The 22,394-nt window shown below is 66.8% G+C and carries 19 protein-coding genes; 1 reads left to right on the top strand and 18 read right to left on the bottom strand.

All coding sequences use genetic code 11. The features are described 5' to 3' along the window. Positions 1–20: 20 nt before the first annotated feature. From cysW to FYM52_RS09560, 15 genes are all read right to left on the bottom strand, one after another. Positions 21–995, bottom strand: a complete 975-nt coding sequence (gene cysW / locus FYM52_RS09630; protein WP_154163917.1) for a sulfate ABC transporter permease subunit CysW — start codon at positions 993–995, stop codon at positions 21–23. Next, complete coding sequence (gene cysT, locus FYM52_RS09625) at positions 992–1,894, bottom strand: sulfate ABC transporter permease subunit CysT (RefSeq protein ID WP_154163916.1); 903 nt, start codon at positions 1,892–1,894, stop codon at positions 992–994. The genes cysW and cysT overlap by 4 nt, the downstream gene beginning before the upstream one ends. 82 nt (positions 1,895–1,976) lie before the next feature. Then, positions 1,977–2,978 (bottom strand): sulfate ABC transporter substrate-binding protein, encoded by a 1,002-nt coding sequence (locus FYM52_RS09620; protein WP_154163915.1) that lies wholly within the window; start codon positions 2,976–2,978, stop codon positions 1,977–1,979. Between the two features lie 174 nt (positions 2,979–3,152). Next, positions 3,153–3,722 carry an alpha/beta hydrolase gene (locus FYM52_RS09615; RefSeq protein WP_154163914.1) on the bottom strand — a complete coding sequence of 190 codons (570 nt, stop codon included), beginning with the start codon at positions 3,720–3,722 and terminating at the stop codon, positions 3,153–3,155. Positions 3,723–3,980: 258 nt separating this feature from the next. Further along, positions 3,981–4,694: a response regulator gene (locus tag FYM52_RS09610; RefSeq protein WP_154163913.1), complete on the bottom strand. Its 714-nt coding sequence runs from the start codon at positions 4,692–4,694 to the stop codon at positions 3,981–3,983. Continuing rightward, positions 4,691–7,411: a sensor histidine kinase KdpD gene (locus FYM52_RS09605; RefSeq protein ID WP_154163912.1), complete on the bottom strand. Its 2,721-nt coding sequence runs from the start codon at positions 7,409–7,411 to the stop codon at positions 4,691–4,693. The genes FYM52_RS09610 and FYM52_RS09605 overlap by 4 nt, the downstream gene beginning before the upstream one ends. 28 nt (positions 7,412–7,439) lie before the next feature. Next, positions 7,440–9,530: a potassium-transporting ATPase subunit KdpB gene (gene kdpB, locus FYM52_RS09600; protein WP_179954943.1), complete on the bottom strand. Its 2,091-nt coding sequence runs from the start codon at positions 9,528–9,530 to the stop codon at positions 7,440–7,442. Between the two features lie 3 nt (positions 9,531–9,533). Then, entirely contained in the window at positions 9,534–10,244 is a 711-nt protein-coding gene (gene kdpC / locus FYM52_RS09595; protein ID WP_154163911.1) for a potassium-transporting ATPase subunit KdpC, read from the bottom strand. 49 nt (positions 10,245–10,293) lie between these two features. Continuing rightward, positions 10,294–12,000 (bottom strand): potassium-transporting ATPase subunit KdpA, encoded by a 1,707-nt coding sequence (gene kdpA, locus FYM52_RS09590; protein WP_154163910.1) that lies wholly within the window; start codon positions 11,998–12,000, stop codon positions 10,294–10,296. A gap of 114 nt (positions 12,001–12,114) precedes the next feature. Continuing rightward, a complete protein-coding gene (gene kdpF / locus FYM52_RS09585; RefSeq protein WP_154163909.1) occupies positions 12,115–12,213 on the bottom strand; it encodes a K(+)-transporting ATPase subunit F in 99 nt (32 codons plus the stop codon). A 165-nt stretch (positions 12,214–12,378) separates the two neighbouring features. Further along, on the bottom strand, positions 12,379–13,221 hold the full coding sequence (locus tag FYM52_RS09580) for a type 1 glutamine amidotransferase (RefSeq protein ID WP_154163908.1): 843 nt from the start codon (positions 13,219–13,221) through the stop codon (positions 12,379–12,381). A gap of 392 nt (positions 13,222–13,613) precedes the next feature. After that, positions 13,614–14,624, bottom strand: coding sequence for an ABC transporter ATP-binding protein (locus FYM52_RS09575; protein WP_154163907.1), 1,011 nt, complete (start codon positions 14,622–14,624; stop codon positions 13,614–13,616). A gap of 19 nt (positions 14,625–14,643) precedes the next feature. Beyond that, positions 14,644–16,284, bottom strand: a complete 1,641-nt coding sequence (locus FYM52_RS09570) for an iron ABC transporter permease (RefSeq protein ID WP_043384685.1) — start codon at positions 16,282–16,284, stop codon at positions 14,644–14,646. 27 nt (positions 16,285–16,311) lie between these two features. Continuing rightward, complete coding sequence (locus tag FYM52_RS09565; RefSeq protein WP_043384683.1) at positions 16,312–17,328, bottom strand: extracellular solute-binding protein; 1,017 nt, start codon at positions 17,326–17,328, stop codon at positions 16,312–16,314. 196 nt (positions 17,329–17,524) lie between these two features. Beyond that, entirely contained in the window at positions 17,525–18,454 is a 930-nt protein-coding gene (locus FYM52_RS09560; RefSeq protein WP_154163906.1) for a LysR substrate-binding domain-containing protein, read from the bottom strand. 118 nt (positions 18,455–18,572) lie between these two features. On the opposite strand from FYM52_RS09560, the gene FYM52_RS09555 reads away from it, so the two are divergent. Continuing rightward, positions 18,573–19,187, top strand: a complete 615-nt coding sequence (locus tag FYM52_RS09555; RefSeq protein WP_042412894.1) for an FMN-dependent NADH-azoreductase — start codon at positions 18,573–18,575, stop codon at positions 19,185–19,187. A 152-nt stretch (positions 19,188–19,339) separates the two neighbouring features. Here FYM52_RS09555 and FYM52_RS09550 read toward each other — a convergent pair whose 3' ends face one another. Genes FYM52_RS09550 through FYM52_RS09540 form a run of 3 tightly spaced genes read right to left on the bottom strand, consistent with a single transcriptional unit; the run spans position 19,340 to position 22,225 of the window. Continuing rightward, positions 19,340–19,993 (bottom strand): orotate phosphoribosyltransferase, encoded by a 654-nt coding sequence (locus tag FYM52_RS09550; RefSeq protein WP_051519554.1) that lies wholly within the window; start codon positions 19,991–19,993, stop codon positions 19,340–19,342. Positions 19,994–20,011: 18 nt separating this feature from the next. Then, complete coding sequence (locus tag FYM52_RS09545; protein WP_042412898.1) at positions 20,012–20,917, bottom strand: helix-turn-helix domain-containing protein; 906 nt, start codon at positions 20,915–20,917, stop codon at positions 20,012–20,014. Between the two features lie 33 nt (positions 20,918–20,950). Beyond that, positions 20,951–22,225 carry a hydantoinase/carbamoylase family amidase gene (locus tag FYM52_RS09540; protein ID WP_154163905.1) on the bottom strand — a complete coding sequence of 425 codons (1,275 nt, stop codon included), beginning with the start codon at positions 22,223–22,225 and terminating at the stop codon, positions 20,951–20,953. Positions 22,226–22,394 lie beyond the last annotated feature (169 nt).

Here is a 22,394-nt window from a genome sequence, read left to right as displayed (position 1 = left end):
TCTTTCATGCGCGCCGCGCTTCAGGCGGCGGTGCGTGGCGTGGGTTGCTCGGGCGGCAGGCTGGCCGCGTCCTTGAGCTGTTGTTCATGCTTCCATTCGGCCATGGTCTTGATGACCAGGGTCACCAGCGCCAGCAGGGCCAGCAGGGAGGCTGCCGCAAACGCCGCCACGGATTGGTATTCGTTGTAGAGGATCTCCACGTGCAGCGGGATGGTGTTGGTCTGGCCGCGGATGTGGCCCGAGACCACCGACACCGCGCCGAACTCGCCCATGGCACGGGCGTTACACAGGATCACGCCGTACAGCAGGCCCCACTTGATGTTGGGCAGCGTCACCTTCCAGAAGGTCTGCCAGCCGCTGGCCCCCAGCACGATGGCCGCCTGCTCCTCGTCATTGCCCTGGGCCTGCATCAGCGGGATCAGCTCACGGGCGACGAAGGGGAAGGTTACGAACACGGTGGCCAGCACGATGCCGGGCACGGCGAAGATGATCTTGATGTCGTGCACCGCCAGCCAGGGGCCGAACCAGCCATGGGCGCCGAACACCAGCACATACATCAGGCCCGCCACCACGGGCGAGATGGAGAACGGCAGGTCAATCAGCGTGATCAGGAAGGCCTTGCCACGGAAGTTGTACTTGGCGATGCACCAGGCGGCCGCCACGCCGAACACCAGGTTCAGCGGCACGGCAATCACCGCGGTGATCAGCGTCAGCTTGATGGCGGCCCAGGCGTCGGGTTCGTTCAAGCCCTCCAGGTAAGCCCCGAAGCCCTTGCGCAGCGCCTCGGTGAACACCGCCGCCAGCGGCAGCACCAGGAACAAGGCGATGAAGGACAGCGCCACCCCGGTCAGCACCCAGCGTACCCAGCGCGGCTCGGTGGTGGACAACTTTTCGGGCTTGCTGCCCTTGCGCGGGGCCGTCAGGTGGTAGGCCACTACTGCCAGCACCAGCACGGCCAGCAGCAGCTTCAACAGGAAATAGTGTTGTTCGTTCATGCGGGGGCTCCTGCATGGCGGCGCTGCCACGCCTGCAAGGCGTTGATGACCAGCAGCAGCACAAAGGAGATCAGCAGCATCACCACCGCCACGGCCGTGGCGCCGGCGTAGTCATACTGTTCCAGCTTGCCGATGATGATCAGCGGTGTGATTTCGGAAATCATGGGCATGTTGCCGGCGATGAAGATGACCGAGCCGTACTCGCCCACCGCGCGCGCAAAGGCCATGGCAAAACCGGTCATCAAGGCCGGTGTGATGCTGGGCAGGATCACCTTGTAGAAGATCTGCCAGCGGGTGGCACCCAGGCTGGTGGCGGCCTCTTCCAGCTCTTTCTCGGTGTCTTCCAGCACGGGCTGGACGGTGCGTACCACGAACGGCAGGCCGATGAAGATCAAGGCGATGACGATGCCGTTGGGGTTGAAGGCCAGTTGGACGCCCAGCGGCTCCAGGTACTGACCCACCCAACCGTTGCCGGCCAGCAAGGCCGTCAGCGAGATGCCGGCCACGGCCGTGGGCAGGGCAAACGGCAGATCAACCAGGGCATCGACGATTTTCTTGCCGGGAAACTGGTAGCGCACCAGCACCCAGGCGATCAACAGGCCGAACACCAGGTTCACCAGCGCAGCAGCGAACGAGGCGCCAAAGGTCAGCTTGTAGGAGGCCACCACCCGCGGTGCGGCCACGGCCTCCCAGAACTGGGCCCAGGACAGGTCAAAGGTTCTGAGCAGCAAGGCCGACAACGGGACCAGCACGATCACGCTCAGATAAAACAGGGTGTAGCCCAGCGTCAGCCCGAAACCGGGCAGGACGCGGCCCGCGCCACGGCCCCGGCGTGGCCCTGAAGGCTGACCGGAGGCTGTGGCGCTGGGCGTGGGGCTGGCAGGGGATGCGACGGACATTGTTGGTTTTTCCCAGTCGGCCAGAAATCGTTGTTGTTATGAAAAGGGACGCTGTGGCCAGCGTCCCGTGCACAGCCCGGGCTTACTTGCCGGGGGTGTAGATCTCGTCGAACTTGCCGCCGTCGTTGAAGTGCACCTTCTGCGCTTCGCCCAGCGAGCCGAAGTACTTGGCGACGGTGAACTGCTTCAGGGGCTTGAACACGTCGGCATGCTTTTTCAGCACGGCTTCCGAACGGGGGCGCAGCGCATGGTTGGCGGCGATTTCCTGGGCTTCGTCCGAGTACAGGTAGTCCAGGTAGGCCTTGGCCAGCGCGCTACTGCCCTTCTTCTCGGCCGTGCGCTGCACGATGGCGATGGGGTTCTCGGCGACGATGGAGCTGGAGGGGTAGACCGCCTGCACCTTGCCCTTGCCGAACTCGCGGTCCACGGAGATCACTTCGGATTCGAAGGTGATCAGCACGTCGCCGATGTTGCGCTGCAGGAAGATGGCCGTGGCATCGCGCCCGCCCTTGCCCAGCACGGGCACGTTCTTGTACAGCTGCTTGACGAATTCCTGGGCCTGGGCGTCGGTCCCGCCGGCTTCACGCACCGAGCCCCAGGCCGCCAGGTAGGCGTAGCGGCCATTGCCACCGGTCTTGGGGTTGACCACCACCACCTTCACGTCGGGGCGGGTCAGGTCCTTCCAGTCCTTGATGTTCTTGGGGTTGCCGTTGCGCACCAGGAACAGCATGGTCGAGGTGGTGGGCGAAGCGTCGTGGGGGAACTGCTTGGCCCAGTCCTTGGCCACCACGCCGTTGTTGGCCAGGAACTCGATGTCGGTGGTGGTGTTGAAGGTCACCACATCGGCGGGCAGGCCGTCGTTGACCGCACGCGCCTGGGCGCTGGAGCCGCCGTGCGCCTGGTCGATCTTCACATCCTGGCCGGTGGTCTTCTTGTAGTGCGCAATGAAGGCCTGGTTGTAGTCCTTGTAGAACTCGCGGGCCACGTCGTAGGAGACGTTGAGCAACTGGCTCTGCGCGGAGGCCATGCCGGTGGCGGCCAGCGCAATCGTTGCCAGGAAAGTCTTGAGCTTCAAAGAGGTCATGGTGCGGTCGCCTTACTCACGCGGAGTCTGTTGCAAGAGATGCAGCGAATTGTGAAGAACAATCTTTAAAACTCAAAAGAATATATTTTTTTAAATTAATCCAAAATAAGAATAAAGAAAAAGTGAGCTACCTGCGCACACCCAGCAAGCGAAAGACCACGATTTGATGCAAATTCATGCCGCCACCGTGCGCGGCTGGGACCCCCAGGCCATGTCCTGGACCAGGGATTGCAGCAGCGCCCGGCCCAGCGGCCATTCGCCGTGCCCGGACTCGGTGTTGATGTGGCCGGCGTTCTGCAGGCGCACAAACTCGCTGCCCCAGGCACGGGCATAGGCGCCGGCCAGGCGCACGGGGCAATAGGGATCGTTGCTGCTGGCCACCAGGATGCTGCGGTACGGCAGCGCCTGGTAGGGCACGGGGGCGAAGTCTGCCAGGTGGGCCCGGCGCTCGGGATCGGCCGGCGCCACCAGCAAGGCGCTTTGGATGCGCGCGGCCGCTTCCGGGCCGACGTGGCTGGTGGTGATGCAGCCCAGGCTGTGGGCCACGATGATGACCGGCTCGGGCCGCGACAGGATCAGCGCCTCCAGCGCGTGGACCCAGTCGGCGCGCTTGGGGGTGAGCCAGTCATCCTGCTCGACGCGCTCGGCCTGCGGCAGGCTGTGGGCCCACAGGCTCTGCCAGTGATCGGGGCCGGAATTGCGCCACCCCGGAACGATGACGATGCGCGGTTCTGTGTGTGCCATGGCTGGCCCTCCTTTGAGGCCGCCGATTGTCTGCGCCCATGCCGCCAAACCCAACGAATGATTGGTTGTTTTCTTATGTGCATAAGCTTGTGCGCCGGCAGCCCTGCTGGGGCGTCCAGGCCGCCTCAGGCCCTGGCGGCGGGCGGCCGGACCGGGCTGCGCGCGACCGGCGGCCCACACGCTCGCAGAGTTTGGGAGCACCGAGCAAAATCCGGGTCGACCTGCCAGCATCCCACCCGCGCCCCGGGCATCCACGGCTCACGCCAGGGGCTTGAGACTGAGGCGGTAGCCCACCTGCAGCTCCGTCATCAGGAACTGCGGCTGGGCAGCGTTCTCTTCGATCTTCTGGCGCAAATTGGCCATGTGCACGCGCAGGTAATGCGGTCGGTCCAGGTATTCCGGCCCCCAGACCTGCAGCAGCAGCTGCCTGTGGGTCAGCACCCGGCCCTGCCCGGCGATCAGCGCGGCCAGCAGGCGGAACTCGATGGGCGTCAGGTGCACCACCTCGTCGCCGCGCCGCACCTCATGGCTGGCCAGATCGACCACCACCGTGCCAAAGCTGACCTGGCTGGCCGGTGCCCCGCCTTGGTGCGACAGCTGGCGCCGGCGCAGCATGACGCGCAGACGCGCCAGCAACTCGGGCACGCCGAAGGGCTTGGACAGGTAGTCGTCGGCCCCGGCGTCCAGGGCCGCCACTTTTTCTTCCTCGCGCTCGCGCGCAGACAGCACCAACACAGGCAACTGGCTCCAGCTGCGCAGCTCGGTGATCACCCGCTTGCCATCGGCGTCGGGCAAGCCCAGGTCCAGCACCACAGCGTCAGGCTGCCGGGAGGCGGCTTCGATCAGGCCCCGCTTGGCGGTTTCGGCTTCAAACACCTGCCAGCCTTCGTCTTCCAGCGCCAGCCGCACAAAGCGGCGGATGCTGGCATCGTCTTCGATCAGCAGGATGCGGGGGACAACCGCGGTGGTCATACAGACTTCTCCTCCATTCCATCGTCCAGGGTCGGCTGTTCGGGCACCGGCAGGCGCACGCTGAAGACCGTGCCGGGACCGGGCTGTGCCGGCGCGGCCTGCAAGCTGCCACCATGGGCCTGCACGATGCGCTGCGCCAGCGCCAAGCCCAGGCCCATGCCAGCCACCGCCGATTCGGCATGCCCACGGGTGAAGGGCTCGAACAAATGCGCCGCCGGCACATGTGCCGGCAGGCCCGGACCGGCGTCCTGCACGCTGAGCACACAGGCACTGCCGTCGTACTGCGCACGGACCAGGATGGCTGTGCCCGCCGGGGTGTATTTGATGGCGTTGTCCAGCAAGTTGACCAGCACGCGCTCCATCAGCACGGCATCCACGTGCAGCAGCGGCAGGTCCATGGGCAGCTGGGTCTGCAACGCATGGCCGGCCAACCGCTCGCGCCGCTGCACCAGGGCACTGCCCACCAGTTCCTCCACCGGCAGCCACACGCGGTGCAGGTGCACACCGCCCTGCTGCAAGCGCGCCATGGCCAGCAGGTTGTCCACCAGCTGCTGCATGGCCTGGGCCTGGCTGCGGATCTGCACCAGCATCTCGTGCGCCGCACCGGACGGCGCGTGCGGCAAGGCGGCCTGGGCCGCGCCCAGAATGCTGGTCAGCGGGGTGCGCAGATCATGGGACACGGCGGACAGCAAGGTGTTGCGCATGCGCTCGCCCTCCATCGCCACCTGGGTGTGCTGCGCCACTTCCACGAAGTGCACCCGCTCCAGCGCCAGCGCAATCTGGCTGGCACAGGCGTCCAGCAGCCGGCGTTCCTCGGGCACGCGCAAGCGGTGCGCGGCCCGCAGCTGCAGCACCAGCACACCGCGCGCGCGCACCGGCGCACGCAGGGGCACATACAAGCCCGGGGCGGCCGACAAGGTGTCGGTGCCATGCCCGGCCATCTGGCCATGCTCCATGCTCCAGCGACCGACGCTGGGGTCGATCGGGCCTTCGCTGCCGCGCACCACGTACAACTGCTCGTCGCTGTCGGGAAGCAGCAACCCGGCCTGGGCATCGAACACCCCGGACAGGGTGGACAGAGCGATCTCGGAGACTTGTTCCTGCGTGAGCGCTCCCGACAGATCGCGTGCCAGCCGCGCCAGGGCACCCGCACGCCGCTCGCGCTCGGCCGCCACGCGGGCCTCGTGCCGCAGCCGCGCCATCAGTTGGCCACAGACCAGCGCCACGCCCAGCATCAGGCTGAAGGTGAACAGGTACTGCGTGTCATTGACACTGAAGGAGTGGTGCGGCGGTACAAAAAAGAAGTCGAACAGCAGCACCGACAGCAAGGCCGCCCAGGCCCCCGGCCCGCGCCCCCAGCGCAGTGCGGACAGCACCACCACCAGCAGGAACAGCATGACCACGTTCGCCGGTTCGAACACCCGCAGCAAGAGCTCGGCCACGGCCGTGGCGGCAAAGCAGGCCAGCGTGACCCCCACATAACCTTTCCACGAAAAACCGCTTTTGGTTTCGACAGTACTACGCTTCACGCTCTCATTTTTATATCGACTGACCGACAGCAGCAATACATCCAGCCCGGGGTTGAGGCGAGCGATCTGCTCGGGCAGGCTGGCGGGCTTCCAGGGCAGCCAGCGCGACAGGCGCTGCGACACACGCGCCAGCACCAGGTGGCTGGCGTTGCGCTCGTGCGCATAGTCCACCAGCGCCTGGGCCACCTGGGTGCCAGGAATCGTGGCCGTGTCCGCCCCCAGGCGGGCCGCCAGCGCCAGCGTCTTGAGCACGGCTTCCTGCGCCGGGCGCGGGCGGTGCTGGCGCGCCGGGGCATCCACATAGACCACCATCCACTCGGCCTCCAGGCGCCGCGCCAGCCGCGCCACCTGGCGCACCAGCGCGTCATCGCCGGCACGGCCACCGATGCCGACCAGCAGACGCTCGCGCGCCGGCCAGACCTCGTCGATCGCCCGCTCGCGGCGGTAGTCACGCATGTCCTCGTCGACACGGTCGGCCGTGCGGCGCAGCGCCAGCTCGCGCAGGGCCAGCAGATTGCCCAGCCGGAAGAAATTGCGCGAGGCGCGCTCCGCCTGCTCCAGCGGATACACCTTGCCGGCATGCAGCCGCTTCAGCAGCTCCTCGGGGGGAATGTCGACGACGATGACCTCGTCGGCGTCATCGAAGATGTGGTCGGGCACGGTCTCGTGCACCTGGATGCCGACGATGCCGCTGACCACATCGTTGAGGCTCTCCAGGTGCTGGATGTTGAGCGTGGTCCACACGTCGATCCCGGCCGCCAGCAATTCCTGTACATCCTGCCAGCGCTTGGGGTGGCGCGAGCCGGCCACGTTGCTGTGCGCCAATTCGTCCAGCAGCAGCACGGCCGGGCGGCGCTGCAAGGCCGCATCCAGATCGAATTCGCTCAGTTGCCGGCCCTGGTAGCTCAGGGCACGGCGCGGCAGCAGCTCCAGGCCCTGCAACTGCTGGGCGGTCTCGGCCCGCCCATGCGTCTCCACCAGCCCGACCAGCACCGCCCGCCCCGACTGGCTCTCGCGCTGCGCGGCGGCCAGCATGGCGTAGGTCTTGCCCACCCCGGCGTTGGAGCCGAAGTAGATGCGCAGCTTGCCGCGCCCGGCCTGCGCCTGCTCGGCCTGCAGTTTGGCCACCAGCGCATCCGGGTCGGGACGTGCGGGCATGGAAGCGTTGGAACTGGGGTGGGCTGGCATCGTGTTCGGATTGTCGGGGGTTTCGGCCTCATGCCAGGCCCAGCAGGGTCAGCAGCATGTCGATCAGCTTGATGCCGACAAAGGGCACCAGCAATCCGCCCAGGCCGTAGATCAGCAGGTTGCGTCGCAGCAGGCTGGCCGCCCCCACCGCACGGTAGGGCACGCCGCGCAAGGCCAGCGGCACCAGGGCGATGATGATCAGCGCATTGAAGATCACGGCACTCAGGATGGCCGAGTCCGCACTGTGCAGCTGCATCACGTTGAGCGCCGCCAACTGCGGGTAGGTGCCGACGAACGCCGCCGGAATGATGGCGAAGTACTTGGCCACATCGTTCGCGATGCTGAATGTGGTCAGTGCGCCGCGCGTCATCAGCATCTGCTTGCCGGTTTCCACCACCTCGATGAGCTTGGTCGGGTCGCTGTCCAGGTCGACCATGTTGCCGGCCTCCTTAGCGGCCTGGGTGCCGCTGTTCATGGCCACGGCCACATCGGCCTGGGCCAGCGCGGGTGCATCGTTGGTGCCGTCGCCGGTCATGGCCACCAGGCGCCCTGCCGCCTGGTGGCTGCGGATCAGGCGCAGCTTGTCCTCGGGCCGGGCTTCGGCCAAGTAGTCATCGACACCGGCTTCCGCCGCAATCGCCGCCGCCGTGAGGGGGTTGTCGCCGGTCACCATCACCGTCTGGATGCCCATGCGGCGCAGCTCGGCAAAGCGGTCGCGCATCCCGGGCTTGACGATGTCCTTGAGCTCGATCACGCCCAGCACCTGGGCGCCATCGGCCACCACCAGCGGCGTGCTGCCCTTGCGCGAGACATGGTCCACCGCCTGCTGCACGGCCACCGGGAAGCTGCCGCCCTGCGCCTGCACATGTGCACGCACCGCATCGGCCGCCCCCTTGCGCAGGCTGCGCAAACCCTGGGGCAGGTCCAAGTCCACGCCGCTCATGCGCGTCTGCGCCGTGAAGGGCACAAACGCGGCCGATGCGTCCATGACCGGGGGCGCAGACGGCCCCAGCAGCGACTGGGCCAGGGCCACCACGCTGCGCCCTTCGGGGGTCTCGTCGGCCATGGAGGCCAGCTGTGCAGCCTCGGCCAGCTGCGCCATGGCGATGCCCGGCGCCGGTACCAACTCGCTGGCCTGGCGGTTGCCGAAAGTGATGGTGCCGGTCTTGTCCAGCAACAGCACATCCACATCCCCCGCAGCCTCCACGGCCCGGCCCGAGGTGGCGATCACGTTGGCCTGCATCATGCGGCTCATGCCGGCCACACCGATGGCCGACAACAGCCCGCCAATCGTGGTGGGGATTAGGCATACCAGCAAGGCCACCAGCACCGCCAGCTCCACCACCGAGCCCGCACCCGCCTGTTCCACGGCAAAGGCCGAGAACGGCCACAGGGTGACGATGACCAACAGGAACACCAGCGTCAGGCCGGTCAGCAGGATCGACAGGGCCAGTTCATTGGGCGTCTTCTGGCGCTGGGCCGACTCGACCATGGCAATCATGCGGTCCAGGAACGACTCGCCGGGGTTGGCCGTGACTTCGACCACCAGCCAGTCGGACAGCACGCGTGTGCCCCCCGTGACCGAGGAGAAATCCCCGCCCGCCTCGCGGATCACCGGGGCCGACTCGCCGGTGATGGCGCTTTCGTCCACCGATGCCACCCCTTGCAGCACCGTGCCGTCCAGGGCGATCACATCACCGGCCTCGACCAGCAGGACCATGCCCTGGCGCAGCTCGCTGGCGCGCAGCGGCGTCCAGGCCGCACCGTGGTGGGGCTGCTGGAGCAGCTTGGCGACCGTGTCGCGCTTCATGCCGCGCAGGCTGGCCGCCTGGGCGCGGCTGCGGCCTTCGGCCAGGGCCTCGGCGAAGTTGGCGAACAGCACGGTAAACCACAGCCAGCAGGCGATCGCCAGCGTCAGGCCCTGGCGGGAATCGTCGGCCTGGACCAGTCCCTGCAACCACAGCAAGGTGGTCAGCACCGCACCCAGGTAGACCACAAACATTACCGGATTGGCCCACTGCGTGCGCGGCGACAGCTTGCGCACGGCATCTCCCAGCGCCGCACGCACCAGGCGTGGGGCGAACAGGCCTGGGCCTGCCATTGTCTGTTGGTGCTTCATGGCTTACTCCTTGTCCGTGGCGGTGGTGGGGGCGGCCGCATCCAGCGCCAGATTGAGCTGCAGCACCTGGACCCGCGGCTCACCCAGCAGGAACAAGGTGCGCGGCTGGGTGTGGTCCTGCACCAGTTGCTGCACCTTGTCCGGCGTCAGGCCACGCGCCTTGGCCACGCGGGCGACCTGCAGTTGCGCATTCGCCAGCGAGATGTGCGGATCCAGACCGGAGGCCGATGCGGTCACCGCATCCACGGGCACTGCCACCTGCGCGGCCAGTCCGTTGACGGCGCGGTACTGGTCCACGCGCTGCGCGACCACCTCGGCCAGGCCCTGGTGGGTGCCCCCCTGGTTGCTGGCCCCCGAGGCCCCTGCGTTGTAGGGCGCAGGCACGCTGGCCCCCGGTTGCGCGGGGTCGGCGCCCAGGGTGGCGCTGGGGCGGCCCTGAAAGTAAGCGTCCGACGCAAACTGCTGGCCAATCAGCGCCGAGCCGATGCGTTGCCCATCGCGCTCGATCAGGCTGCCGTTGGCGGCATGCGGAAACAGGACCTGGGCCACACCGGTGGTCAGCAAGGGATAGGCGATGCCGGCAACCAGCATCACCAGCAGCGCCGCGCGCGCGCTGCTGCCCAGCAGTTGCCACATCGAGGCCGCAGGCCCTTCGGAGGGGATGGCCGATGGCGCGGCCTGCGCCGTGGCGCGAAGAGAAGAAGAGGATGTCATAGCTGGCTCCTGGGCGCCGGGGATGGCCGGCGCCGGTGCAGAAAAAGGGTTATGCGTACAGCTGGCCCAGCAGCATTTGCAGGTGCTCGATCACAGGGCCCAGCGCCAGGGCCGGCAGGAAGGTCAGCCCGCCCACCACCAGCACCACGAACACCAGCAGCCCCATGAACAGCGGCGTGGCCGTCGGGAAGGTGCCGGGGCCTGCGGGCACCGTGGCCTTGGCGGCCAGGCTGCCAGCCACGGCCAGCAGGGGCAGCAGCGTCAGGAAACGGCCCGCGATCATGGCCAGGCCGATCGTGGTGTTGAAGAACGGCGTGTTGGCGTTGAGCCCGGCAAAGGCGGAACCGTTGTTCGCGGTGGCCGAGGCATAGGCATAGAGGATTTCCGAGAACCCATGGGGGCCGCGGTTGTTCAGGCTGGCCGCCGTGTCGGGCCACAGGACCGCCAGCGCGGTGAAGCCCAGCATGATGGCCGGATGGGCCAGCACCGAGAGCATGACGAGCTTGATCTCGCGCACCTCGATCTTCTTGCCCAGGAACTCGGGCGTGCGCCCGATCATCATCCCCGCGAGGAACACGGTCAGGATCGCGTACTGGAGCAGGTTGATCAGCCCCACGCCATCGCCGCCGAAGACGCAGTTGAGCATCATCTGCGCCAGCGGTGTGATGCTGCCCAGAGGGGTCAGCGAGTCGTGCATGGCGTTGACCGAACCCGTGGTCGCCGCGGTGGTGGTGGTCACAAACAAAGCGGTGTCGGCAATCCCGAAGCGCAGCTCCTTGCCTTCCATGTTGCCACCCGGCTGCAGCGGGCTCCACTGCTGGTCGGCCCCGGCGCGGGCCAGCAGATCGCTACCGCGCTGCTCCGCCACAAACACCAGGCTCAGGAAGCCGACGAACATCACCAGGCAGGCGCCCAGCAGCACCCAGCCCTGGCGGCGGCGCAGCAGCATGGCGCCGCAGGCGTAGGTCAGCGCCGAGGGGATCAGCAGCATCGACAGGATGTGCACCACATTCGTCAGCGGCGTGGGGTTCTCGAACGGGTGCGCCGCGTTCATGCTGAAAAAACCGCCGCCGTTGGTGCCCAGGTGCTTGATGCTTTCCAGGCTGGCCACCGGCCCCACCATCAGCTGCTGGCGCGTGCCTTCCAGCGTGGTGACCACGGTCTCGGTCTGCAGCGTCTGGGGGATGCCCTGCCAGACATAGAACAGCGCCACCAGCAGCGACAGCGGCAGCAGCACGCGCCAGAGCACGCGCACATAGTCCACCCAGTAATTGCCCAGGTCCTGGCTGCTCGAGCGTGCCAGGCCGCGCACAAAGCCGCCGGCAGCAGCGACGCCGGTCGTCGCACCGGCAAACATCAGAAAGGTGATGGCCGCCATCTGCGTGGCATTGCTCAGGCTGCTTTCACCGGCATAGGCCTGCCAGTTGGTGTTGGTGATGAAGGAGGCCGCCGTGTTGAAGGCCAGATCCGGCGACTGTGCGGCGATGTCCAGCGGATTCAGCGGCAGGCCGCCCTGCAGGCGCAAGATCAGGTAGCCCAGCAGCATCATCATGGCGTTGGACAGCAGCAGGCTGGCGCCATAGCGCTGCCAGGTCATGCGCTCCTGCGGGTTGACGCCCAGGGCGCCATAGGTGCAGCGCTCCAGCCAGGTATGGTGCTCGCTGGTAAAGCAGCGCGCCAGCCATTGCCCCATGGGGATGGCCAGCAGCGCCATGACGGCCAGGACCACGGCAAATTCGATCCAGGGTAACCACATGGCCATCCCCTTCAGATGCGCACCAGGGCGCGGACAAAGCCCAGCAGGGCGACAAAACAGACAACCGTGAGGCTGACAAACAGCAGGTCTTGCAGTGCGTGCATGGCCGTCTCCTCAGAATTTCTCAGGGCGCAGCAGCGCATAGGCCAGGTACACAAACAGGCCGAACGCCATACAGGCGGCGAGGGCTTCCATCCAGTGGCTGATGGGCATTTCGTTTCTCCAATGACCGGTGGCTCTCCCCTGCACTGCGCAGGGGGATGCCGCCGAAGGTCCATGGATCGAATGTAGAAATTCCCCCGTCAATACCGTGTAGAGAATGTCCATCCGGGTATCAAGACGGCATCAAGATTGCCGCCACGCAGGCTGGGGATCGCCTCAGCGCGCAGACCGCGCCAGGATCTCCCGGGTGCGCGCGGCCAGGGCAGCCTGGTACTGCAGCGCACACTGCGGTGTGGGCTGCGGGCCTGCCCCGCCCGCATCGACCAGGGTGCCGCCAGGCTGGCCGATGCGTGCTTCGGTGGGCTGCTCCAGCTGCGCCACCCAGGCTCCATACACGCGCACCGCCAGGGCCCGCAGCGCCTGCATGCGCTGCGGCAGCTGGGCCAGTATTTGTGCCTGGCGCTGCACGGCGGGGCCCCGGGCCTGGCACAGCTCCTCCCGTCCTGCGTCACACCAGGCTTGCACGCTGTGTGCCGTCACTTCCAGGTGCCCCTGGAACGCCCAGTTGCGGCCGTGCACAAAGCCTTTGTTCAGACAATAGGCGCCAAACATGCTGCGCTGCGCACCCTGGGGAATTTCGAAGGTGTCGTAGTGCCAGTTGAACAGCGTGATCTCGCGCGGCAGCTGCAGCAGCGCTTGCGCCTTGGGCGTCACCCAGGCCTGGCTCCAGCCGATGTTGGGGCACGGGTTGCGCCACACCCGCCCGCCCATGGCGCGCGCCAGCATCTGGGCGCCAAAGCAATGCCCCAGCACAGGCACATCATGGGCCAGTGCGTCTTGCAGCAGGCACCGCTCTGCGTCGATCCATGGCAGCGGCTCGTTCGCGCAGTGGTTGCTGCCCAGCACCACCAGCCCGCGGAAATCCGCGGCATGCTGCGGGGCCAGGCCGGCATGGCAAGGCTGGATCAGCTCGTAAGCAATGCCCTGCTGCTGCAGGAACTCCTCAAGCACCCCCGGCCCCTGGGTGGCTTCATGCTGAAGAATGGCGATAGGTTTCATACTTGGAAGGGCTGCCCGTGCATGCCCGTGGTTGCGATGCAGGGAATCTAGAAGCGCCGGCCTCAAGCCCGCATTCAGATGCAGCCGCGCGCCATCAAGATGGCGCATACAACACCGGGCCGGCCCCCATGGATCAATCCATGGGAGCCGGCGGTGCGGTGCACAGGCACTGCCCTCTTTGCCGATGCCTGCGTGGAGCGCACCATCCCCTTGGGGTTGCTAGACAGATGCCACCGCATGCCCCTTGCAGTCAACAGGCACCCCAGGCATGCACCACACCTGTAGCACCGGCGGTCCACGGTACAGGCCGGGCAAGTGGACCGCCAGATTCTGGGCATGAAAAAGCGCCCTAGCCCTTGCGGGATGGGCGCCGGTAGCTATGGTTTGCTGACTTAGAGATCGGCAGCCAGACCGATGCGCACGGTATCGCAACTGCCGTACAAGGCATTCAGCGAGGCCTTGGCCATGATGGGCTGACCGTCGGGCAGCTCCAGCTCGAACACGAAGTGGCTGCCGCGGAAGGTCCGCTCCCGCACCTGGGCACTCACCCCCTGTTCCACCAGGCGCACATGCTCGGGCCGCAGCAGCACCTGCACCCCTTGTTCGGTCTGGAAATGCGGGTGACCGGCAGGCAACATGCCCAGCGCCGTCTGCCACTGGCCCCCAGGCGTGGATTGCGCGCGCACCAGCGCGCCCTCGCCCACGAAACGGGCCACTTCCTGCGTGGCCGGTGCGCAGTAGACCTGCACGGCATTGCCCCACTGCATGAGCTGGCCGTGCGACATGACGCCCACGTTGTCGGCCATGGCAAACGCTTCGTTCTGGTCGTGCGTGACCATCAGGGCCGTGGCCTTGGCGTGCTTGAGGATGGCGCGCACTTCGCGCGCGATGCTCTCGCGCATGGTGGTGTCCAGGCTGGAGAAGGGTTCGTCCATCAGCAGCAGGCGGGGCTTGGGAGCCAGGGCCCGCGCCAGCGCCACGCGCTGCTGCTGGCCGCCCGACAGCTCATGCGGCCAGCGCTGGCCCATGCCCTGCAGACCCACCAGCTCCAGCATTTCCTGCACGCGCGCGACCCGCTCGGTCTTGGACAGCTGCTGCAGGCCGAAGCCCACATTGCCGTCCACCGTCAGGTGCGGGAACAGCGCATGGTCCTGGAACACCATGCCGATGTCGCGGTGCTGGGGTGGCACGCGCTGCGCCACGGCCGCCACCGTGCGGCCTTGCAGGTCGATGTGGCCGGCACGCACCGGCTCGAAGCCGGCGATGGCCCGCAGCAAGGTGGTCTTGCCGCAGCCCGAAGGGCCCAGCAGACAACCGATCTCGCCCTGGTCCAGACGCAGGCTGACGTTCTGCACCACCGTGGTGGCGCCGTATCCCAGTGAAACGTTTTTGACTTCAAGCATCACAAAATCTCGGCGATGTTCAACCGGCCGCAGACGGTTGTTTCTCGGTCTGCAGCACCAGCAGGATCACGGGCAGCAGCCCCACCAGCACAATCGCCAGCGCGGGCAAGGCCGCCTGGTCCCACATGGACTCGGAGGTCAGCTGGAACACGCGCACAGCCAGGGTGTCCCAGCCGAACTGGCGCATCATCAGCGTGATGGGCATTTCCTTCATCACGTCCACCACCACCATCAGGAAGGCGGACAGCAGGCCCGTGCGCAGCAGCGGCAGGTGCAGGCGGCGCAAGGTCTGCCACGGCCCCAGGCCCAGGGAGGCGCAGGCCTCCTCCTGGCTGCGCGTGATGCGCTGCATGGCCGCGTCCGTGGCGTTGTAGGCCACGGCCATGAAGCGTGCGGCCAGCGCCAGCAGCATACCGGCCAGGCTGCCCTTGAGGATGGCCAGGGTCTCGATCCCCAGCGGGGCCAGCAGGGCGATGAGACGCTCGTCCAGCCAGGCAATCGGCACGAACACGCCCACCGCCAGCACCACGCCGGGCATGGCATAGCCCAACACGGCCAGGCGCACGGTCCAGGCCGTCCAGGGGTCGCTGTGGCGGCGCCGTGTCCACGACAGCAGCAGGGCAAACACCGTGGTCACGGCGGCCGTGAACAGCGCCAGGCACAGCGTGTTCCAGACATAGCCCCAGTAGTCACTGTTCAGGTCCTGGCGCCACACCGACCACACCCAGGCCACGATCTGCACCATGGGCACGGCAAAGGCCGCGCCAAACACCAGGGCGCAGGCGGCGAACGCCAGCCAGCGGCGGCCACCCTGCAGCACGGTGCGCTGCTGCTGTGGGTTGCTGACGTGGAAGCGCTTGGCGCGGCGCGAGCGCTGCTCCGCCGCCACCAGCACCAGCACCACCAGTACCAGGATTGCGGCCAGCTGCGCGGCGGCCGTGATATTGAACAGGTTGAACCACGACTTGTACAAGGCCGTGGTGAAGGTGTCGAAGTTGAAGACCGAGATCGCACCGAAGTCGGCCAGCACCTCCATCAGCACCAGGGCAAGGCCGGCGCCGATCCAGGGCCGCGCCAGGGGCAAGGCCACCTTGAAGAACGCGGCCAGGGGGCTGTAGCCCAGGGCCTGCGCCGCCTCCATGCTGCGGTGCCCTTGCGTCAGGAACGCGCTGCGCGCCATCAGGTAGACGTAGGGGTAGAAGGCCATGACCAGCACCATGACCAGACCCCACAGGCTGCCACGGATGTCGGGGAACCAGTGGCTGCTGCCCACCACCTCGCGCAGCAGGCGCTGCACCGGCCCGGCATATTCGAACAGGCCCATCTGTACGAAGGCCAGCACATAGGCCGGAATGGCCAGCGGCAACACCAGGGCCCAGGCAAAGAACTTGCGGCCCGGAAATTCGCACATCGCCGTCAGCCAGGCCAGGGGCACGCCCACCACCAGCACCACGCTGCCCACCAGCAGCATCAGCAGCAAGGTGTTGCCCAGCACGCGCGGCAGCACGTAGTTCCACAGGTGCTGCCAGATCTCAGGCTGGGGCGTCAATGCCATGCCGACCACCGTGAGCAAAGGCACGATGGTCAGCAAGGCGATGGGCAGCGCAAAAGCAAAACCGCGCCAGCGGTGCGCTGGCGCGGCATGGTCTACAACAGACAAGGGTCGAACCTAATTCCAAAAAATCGATTAACGATAGCCTACACGATCCAGCAGCTTGATCGCTTCCGCTTGCTTGGAGCCGATGTCCGAAGCATTCAGAGGGCTGGGCGTGAACTTGCCCCAGGCCTTGACGATGGGATCGACATCCGCCTTGGGATTGATCGGGCTTTCGTACGTGCCGTGAGTGTAAGCCGTCTGCACATTGGCCGAGGACAGCCATTCCAGCAGCTTGCGCGCGCCTTCGGGGTTCTTAGCGTGCTTGGTCACACCAGCGCCGGACAGGTTCACGTGGGCGCCGCCCTCGTTCTTGCCCTGGTTGGCCCAGAACAGCTTGACCTGCTTGTTGAAGTCAGGTTCCTTGGCCAGGATGCGGCCAAAGTAGTAGGTGTTGGCAATGCCCACGTCGCACTGGCCGGCGGCAATCGCCTTCAGCAGGCTGGTGTCGTTGGTGAACACGTCACCCGCCAGGTTGTTGACCCAGCCCTTGACGATGGCTTCGGACTTCTCCACACCGTGCTTGGCGATCAGCATGGCCACCAGCGACTGGGTGTAGGCCTGCTTGGAGGTGCGCAGGCACAGCTTGCCCTTCCACTTGGGGTCGGCCAGGTCTTCGTAGGTGCTCAGCTGCTCAGGCTTGACGCGGTCGGCCGAGAAGAAAATGGTGCGCGAGCGCTCCGACAGACCCCACCAGCGGTTGCCGGGGTCGCGGAAGTTGGCGGGCACATTGGCGTTCAGCAGGGGCGAATCCACCTTCTGCAGCAGGCCGCGCTCGGCCACGTTCCACAGATTGCCCACGTCCACGGTGATCAGCACGTCGGCGGGCGAACTGGCGCCTTCGGCGGCCAGGCGCTCGGTCAGGGAGCCACCGCTGTCGGTCAGCAGGTTGATCTTGACACCGGTCTGCTTGGTGTATTCGTCCAACGTGGGCTTGAGCAGGGCTTCAATGCGTGCGGAGTACACCGTCACAGCCTGGGGCTGTGCAGCCTGGGCCAAAGTGGCCGCGCCAACCAAGCTCAGGCACAGCGCCGTCTTCCAAATTTTCATCTTCTTCGCTTCCAGTGGTCAGGGGACGGCCAGCGGGTGCGCTGGCCAAACAGGAGAAGCACCGCCATTCGGGCTTTGCTTCAGAGTGAGAATTATTCCTGTTATGAATTCTGCCACGGTTTGCTGGCCTTGCCACCCCGACCACCCAGGAATCGAAGGGCTTCTGTGTCGGTGGTGGACAACAGGGCACGCCTGCTCAGCCGGTCCGCACCCCGGTGTCAGGGCCCGGGCCGTGGCTGGCCATGTGCTCACCCAGGAAATCCAGAAAGCTGCGCACCGCCGGGGTCAGGCCGCGGCGCGAGCCGAACACGGCATGGACGATGCTCAGCGGGAAGCGCCATTGCGGCAGCACATGCACCAGCTCGCCCCGGTCCATCTCGGCCTGGCACATGTAGTCGGGCAGATAGCACACGCCCGCGCCGCCCAGCACCGCATACTTGAGGGTCAGCAAATCGTCGGCCATGTAGCGCACCTGGGGCTGCAACTGCACCTCGGCGCCGGTGTCGCTGCGCAGGCGCCAGTGCGCCACACCGTCGAAGACCGACATCGACAGCACATGGTGCTGCAGCAGGTCCTGCGGGTTCTGCGGCGTGCCCTGGCGTTGCAGATAGGCCGGACTGGCCAGCAGGATCTGGTTGGCCAGCCCCAGGCGCTTGACGACCATGCTGGCACTGTCTTCCAGCGTGGAGCGCACCCGCAGGGCCACATCCACGCCCTCTTCCACCACGTTGACGGGGCGGTTGACCACCATCATCTCCACCCGCACCTGGGGGTATTTCTCGAGGAACAGCGGCATCAGCGGGGCCAGCACGGTCTGCGACAGGGTGACCGGGCAGCTGACGCGCACCGTGCCGCGCGGCTCGCTTTGCACCTGCTCGACCGTGTCCTGCGCGGCCTCGGCGGCATCGCGCATGGCCTGACAATGGCGCAGATAGGCCGACCCCACCTCGGTCAGTGACAGCTTGCGCGTGGTGCGCTGCAGCAGGCGCACGCCCAGGCGGGCCTCCAGCTCGGCAATGCGGCGCGACAGCCGCGACTTGGGAATGCCCAGGGCCCGGCCGGCCGCGGCGAAGCCCCCGCGCTCCACCACCTCGGCGAAGTACAGCATGTCATTGAGATCTTGCATGGTTGGATCCGATTGAATCGATATTCAGAACAATCTATCGCATTTTCGATGACTTATCGGAACAGCGGGATCAATGCATACTTCAACCCATCGAACTTTGATTTCTCAGGAGCACCCCTTGAAACTGCTGCACATTGACTCTGCGATCACCGGCGACAACTCGGCTTCGCGCAAGCTGACCCAGCAAATCGTCAACGCCTGGACGGCCAAGCACGCCGGCACCGAAGTGACCTACCTGGACCTGGTGGCCCAGGCCCCCAACCACTTCACCATGGCCGCGATGACCCCCCGCACCGGCCAGACCGACGGCCTGACCGCCGAGCAAGTGGCAGAGAACGCCGTGTCCGAACAGCTGGTGAGCCAGTTCCTGGCGGCCGACGTGGTCGTGATCGGTGCCCCGTTCTACAACTTCAGCATCCCCACCCAGCTGAAGGCCTGGATCGACCGCATCGCCCAGCCCGGCCGCACCTTCCGCTACACCGCCAACGGCCCTGAAGGCCTGGCCAAGGGCAAGACCGTGATCATCGCCTCCTCGCGCGGCGGCATGTACTCCACCAGCGAAGCCGGTCAGGCCATGGAGCACCAGGAAAGCTACCTGAAGGTGGTGATGGGCTTCTTCGGCGTCACCGACGTGCGCTTTGTGCGCGCCGAAGGTCTGGGCATGGGCCCCGACGCTGTGGCCGCCGCCTTTGAAAGCGCTGCCAACGATGTGAAGGCCGCCGTGGCCGCCTGATCGCCGCCCTGGTACCAACACCAAAAAGCCTGCTGGATCAGCAGGCTTTTTGCATTGCGCATTTCAGGAGCAGCCTGCGCACGGCTGCAGCGCGTTTCTGCCAACAATCGATCGCAAATGCTGGCAGGGCGCGCGCAAGGCGCTCTGTTTTTTTACTTGCCGATCCCGCCGTGGGCCAGCGACCACTTGGCCGGGTCCTGCAGGAAGGTCTGCCACACGGCCAGTTGCTCGACCGAGAAGCCACCACGCTGGAAGGCCATGGCCAGCACGTCCTGCCAGTTGCACAGCGCGTGCACGCGCACGCCGTGCTGGGCCAGCACCGCATCGGAGCCGAAGCAGGCGTAGTCGAAGACCACGAACAGGTCTTCCACGCGCGCGCCCTGGGCCCGCAGGGCGTCGATGAAGCTCAGCTTGTACTGGCCGGCAGACACCATGTCGTCCACCAGCAGCACCTTGCCACCGGGCTCCACCGTGCCTTCGATCTGGCGGCTACCCACGGCGCGCTTGCGCACGTACTGCAGCGGCATGTCCAGCTTCTCGGCAAACCAGGCGGCAAAGGCGATGCCGCTGGACTCGCCGCCGGCCACGGCGCTCAGGCCCTGCAGGGCGCCGGCATCCAGCAGGCGCTGCACGCCCTGCTTCATCAGCTCGCGGCGGATGGTGGGCAGCGAGATCAGGCGCGTGGCATCCATGTACACCGGGCTGGCCCAGCCCGAGGGCAGCACGAAGGGCGCATCGGTGCGCACTTCCACACAACCGGCTTCCAACAACCAGGCCGCGGCCTGCTGGCTCATCAAAGGTGTCATTGCAATCTTCTTTCTTGGTCAGTCCGGGGCCGTGCGTTCCAGCAAGGCGCGCAGGCGCTGTGCGCCGGCGGGGCCCTTGCTGGCCGTGGCCCATAAATTCGTGGTCATGCGCTCGTGCAGCGCCACGGCCTCCTGCGAGGCGGTCACCATGGCGATGCCGTTGCGCACATTCGGCAGCTCACCCAGGCGGAACGGGCTGTGCATCAGCACCCGGTGCTGGGCGCCGATCAGCACCTGGTAGGTGGCCGAGGGCATGGCATCGTCCACCAGCCCCACCTGGGCGTACCAGGGCTCGCTGTCCATCAGCTCGGCGATGCGCTGCACCTCCTGGCGCGCGGCCTGCACACGGGCGCGGCGCACGCCAGGTGCCACGTCCATGCGGCCGATCAGGCCGGTCTGCACGAAGCGCTCCAGCTCGCGCAGACCGATCAGGCTGACGATGTGCGGCTTGCGCCGCTCGAAGTTCAGCCGCCGCTCGCGCAGGATGTCCATGATCTGCTGCGCCTGGCGCGCGTGCAGCGGGGCATCAGCGCCCTGCGGCAAGGCCTCGGCCAGCATCAGGCCCAGGTGCTCCAGGTAGTGCTCGGACATCAGCAGCAGCGAGATCGGCTCGAAATGCGCCAGGATGCGGTCCGAGGTCTGCTCCAGCTGGCGCATGCGTTCGAACAGCGCCAGCGCCGAGGCGTAGTACTCGGCTTCCACCCCCAGCAGCGAGGCCAGGCTGGTGCCCAGCAGGTGGGCCAGCCGCTCCAGGGTGTCGATCTTGACGATCTCGCCTTTTTCCATGCGGTAGACCACGGCGCGCGACACGCCCAGCTGCTGCGCCACCTCGTCGGCCTGCAGGCCCGCCCCCATGCGGTAGGCGCGCAGGCGGTCGCCCAGCGCGGCATAGTCGATGTGGGAGGTGAAGGGGTCCGTGGTCATGGTGGCGTGCGGGGAAGGCCGGGCTGCCCGCGACTATACCGAGGCCGGGGCCACGGGAATGGCGGCGATGGTGTCGGCCATCACCTGGGTGCCGAGCATGAAGTCCGACAGCTCCATGGCCTCGTGCGGGTTGTGCGAACCATGCTGGTTGCGCACGAACACCATGGCCGAGGGCACGCCGCCGTTGGCGAACAGGGCCGCATCGTGGCCGGCCCCGCTGGGGATGCGCTCGTGGGCAATGCCGCGCTCGCGGCAGGCCTTGGCCATCAGGTCGCACAGCTGGGGGTCGGTGACGGCGGGCTCGCTCAGCAGGCGGCGGTCCAGCTGGAACTTGACGCCGCGCTCGCGCTCGATGGAGGCCATCTCGGCCTGCACCAGTTGGTAGAAGGCTTCCAGCGTGTCGCTGCTCTTGCTGCGCGCCTCGAAGCTGAAATGCGCATAGCCCGGCACGCGCGAGATGGAATGCTCGGCCGGGTTGGTCTGCACCACGCCGCAGGTCACCACCAGGTCGGTGCCGCGCTCCAGCAGCGCGCGCCAGTGGGTGTCCAGGCGCACGATCAGGTCGGACACGGCGAACACCGCATCCTTGCGCAGCCAGCGCGGCACCACGCCGGAGTGCTGGGCCTCGCCAAAGCATTCGATCTTGTTGTGGCGCACATTGCCGCGGATGCCGCTGACCACGCCCACGGGGATCTCGCGCGCCACCATCACCGGGCCCTGCTCGATGTGCAGCTCCACATAGGCGCGGATGTCGGCAGGGTTGAACAGCTTGTCCTGGCGGGCGATGGCGGCCAGGTCGGCGCCGCAGGCGGCCAGGGCGTCGCCCAAGGTCACGCCGTCCTCTCGGCGCTGCAGGGCCAGGTCGGCCGCAGTCAGCTTGCCCCACAGCGCGCCCGAGCCCATGTAGGCCTTGCCGAACCAGGCGCTCTCCTCACCGCGGAAACCGATCACCTGCAGCGGCGCGGGCAGCGTCACGCCCTGGCGCTTGGCCGCAATCAGCACCAGCAGGCCGGCGACGATGCCGGCCAGGCCGTCGTAATTGCCGCCCTGCGGCACGGAATCCAGGTGCGATCCTGTCCAGATGACCGGCCCCTGGCGGGTGTCGGCCGGGTCGCTGTAGATGAAATTGCCGGCGCGGTCGGTGGTCACCTCCAGCCCCTCGGCGCGGGCAAAGGCCTCCAGATGGCGGGCACAGGCGTTTTCACCGGCCCCATAGCTGGCACGGGTGACGCCCACGCCATCGAAAGTCAGCGCACGAATGTCGGCAAACAGTTGCTGTGCCAGTGGCTGTAGAGACTGCAGTTCCATATCGGACGGGCCTGCCGCACGCGACGCGCAGGCTGTGAGGGTTGCTAAGAAAGCATCTTAATCTCAAAAAAGATACGCAATACCCACATTGCATGCGCCCATCTGCGACTGTTTTGTATCTTTTTTGGAATACCACGTGCGACACTGCGCCCCCCCAGCGCCCGCCCCG

Source organism: Comamonas sp. CAH-2 (assembly GCF_009668305.1).
Classification (GTDB): domain Bacteria; phylum Pseudomonadota; class Gammaproteobacteria; order Burkholderiales; family Burkholderiaceae_C; genus Comamonas; species Comamonas aquatica.
This window is presented reverse-complemented; position numbering and strand designations above follow the sequence as displayed.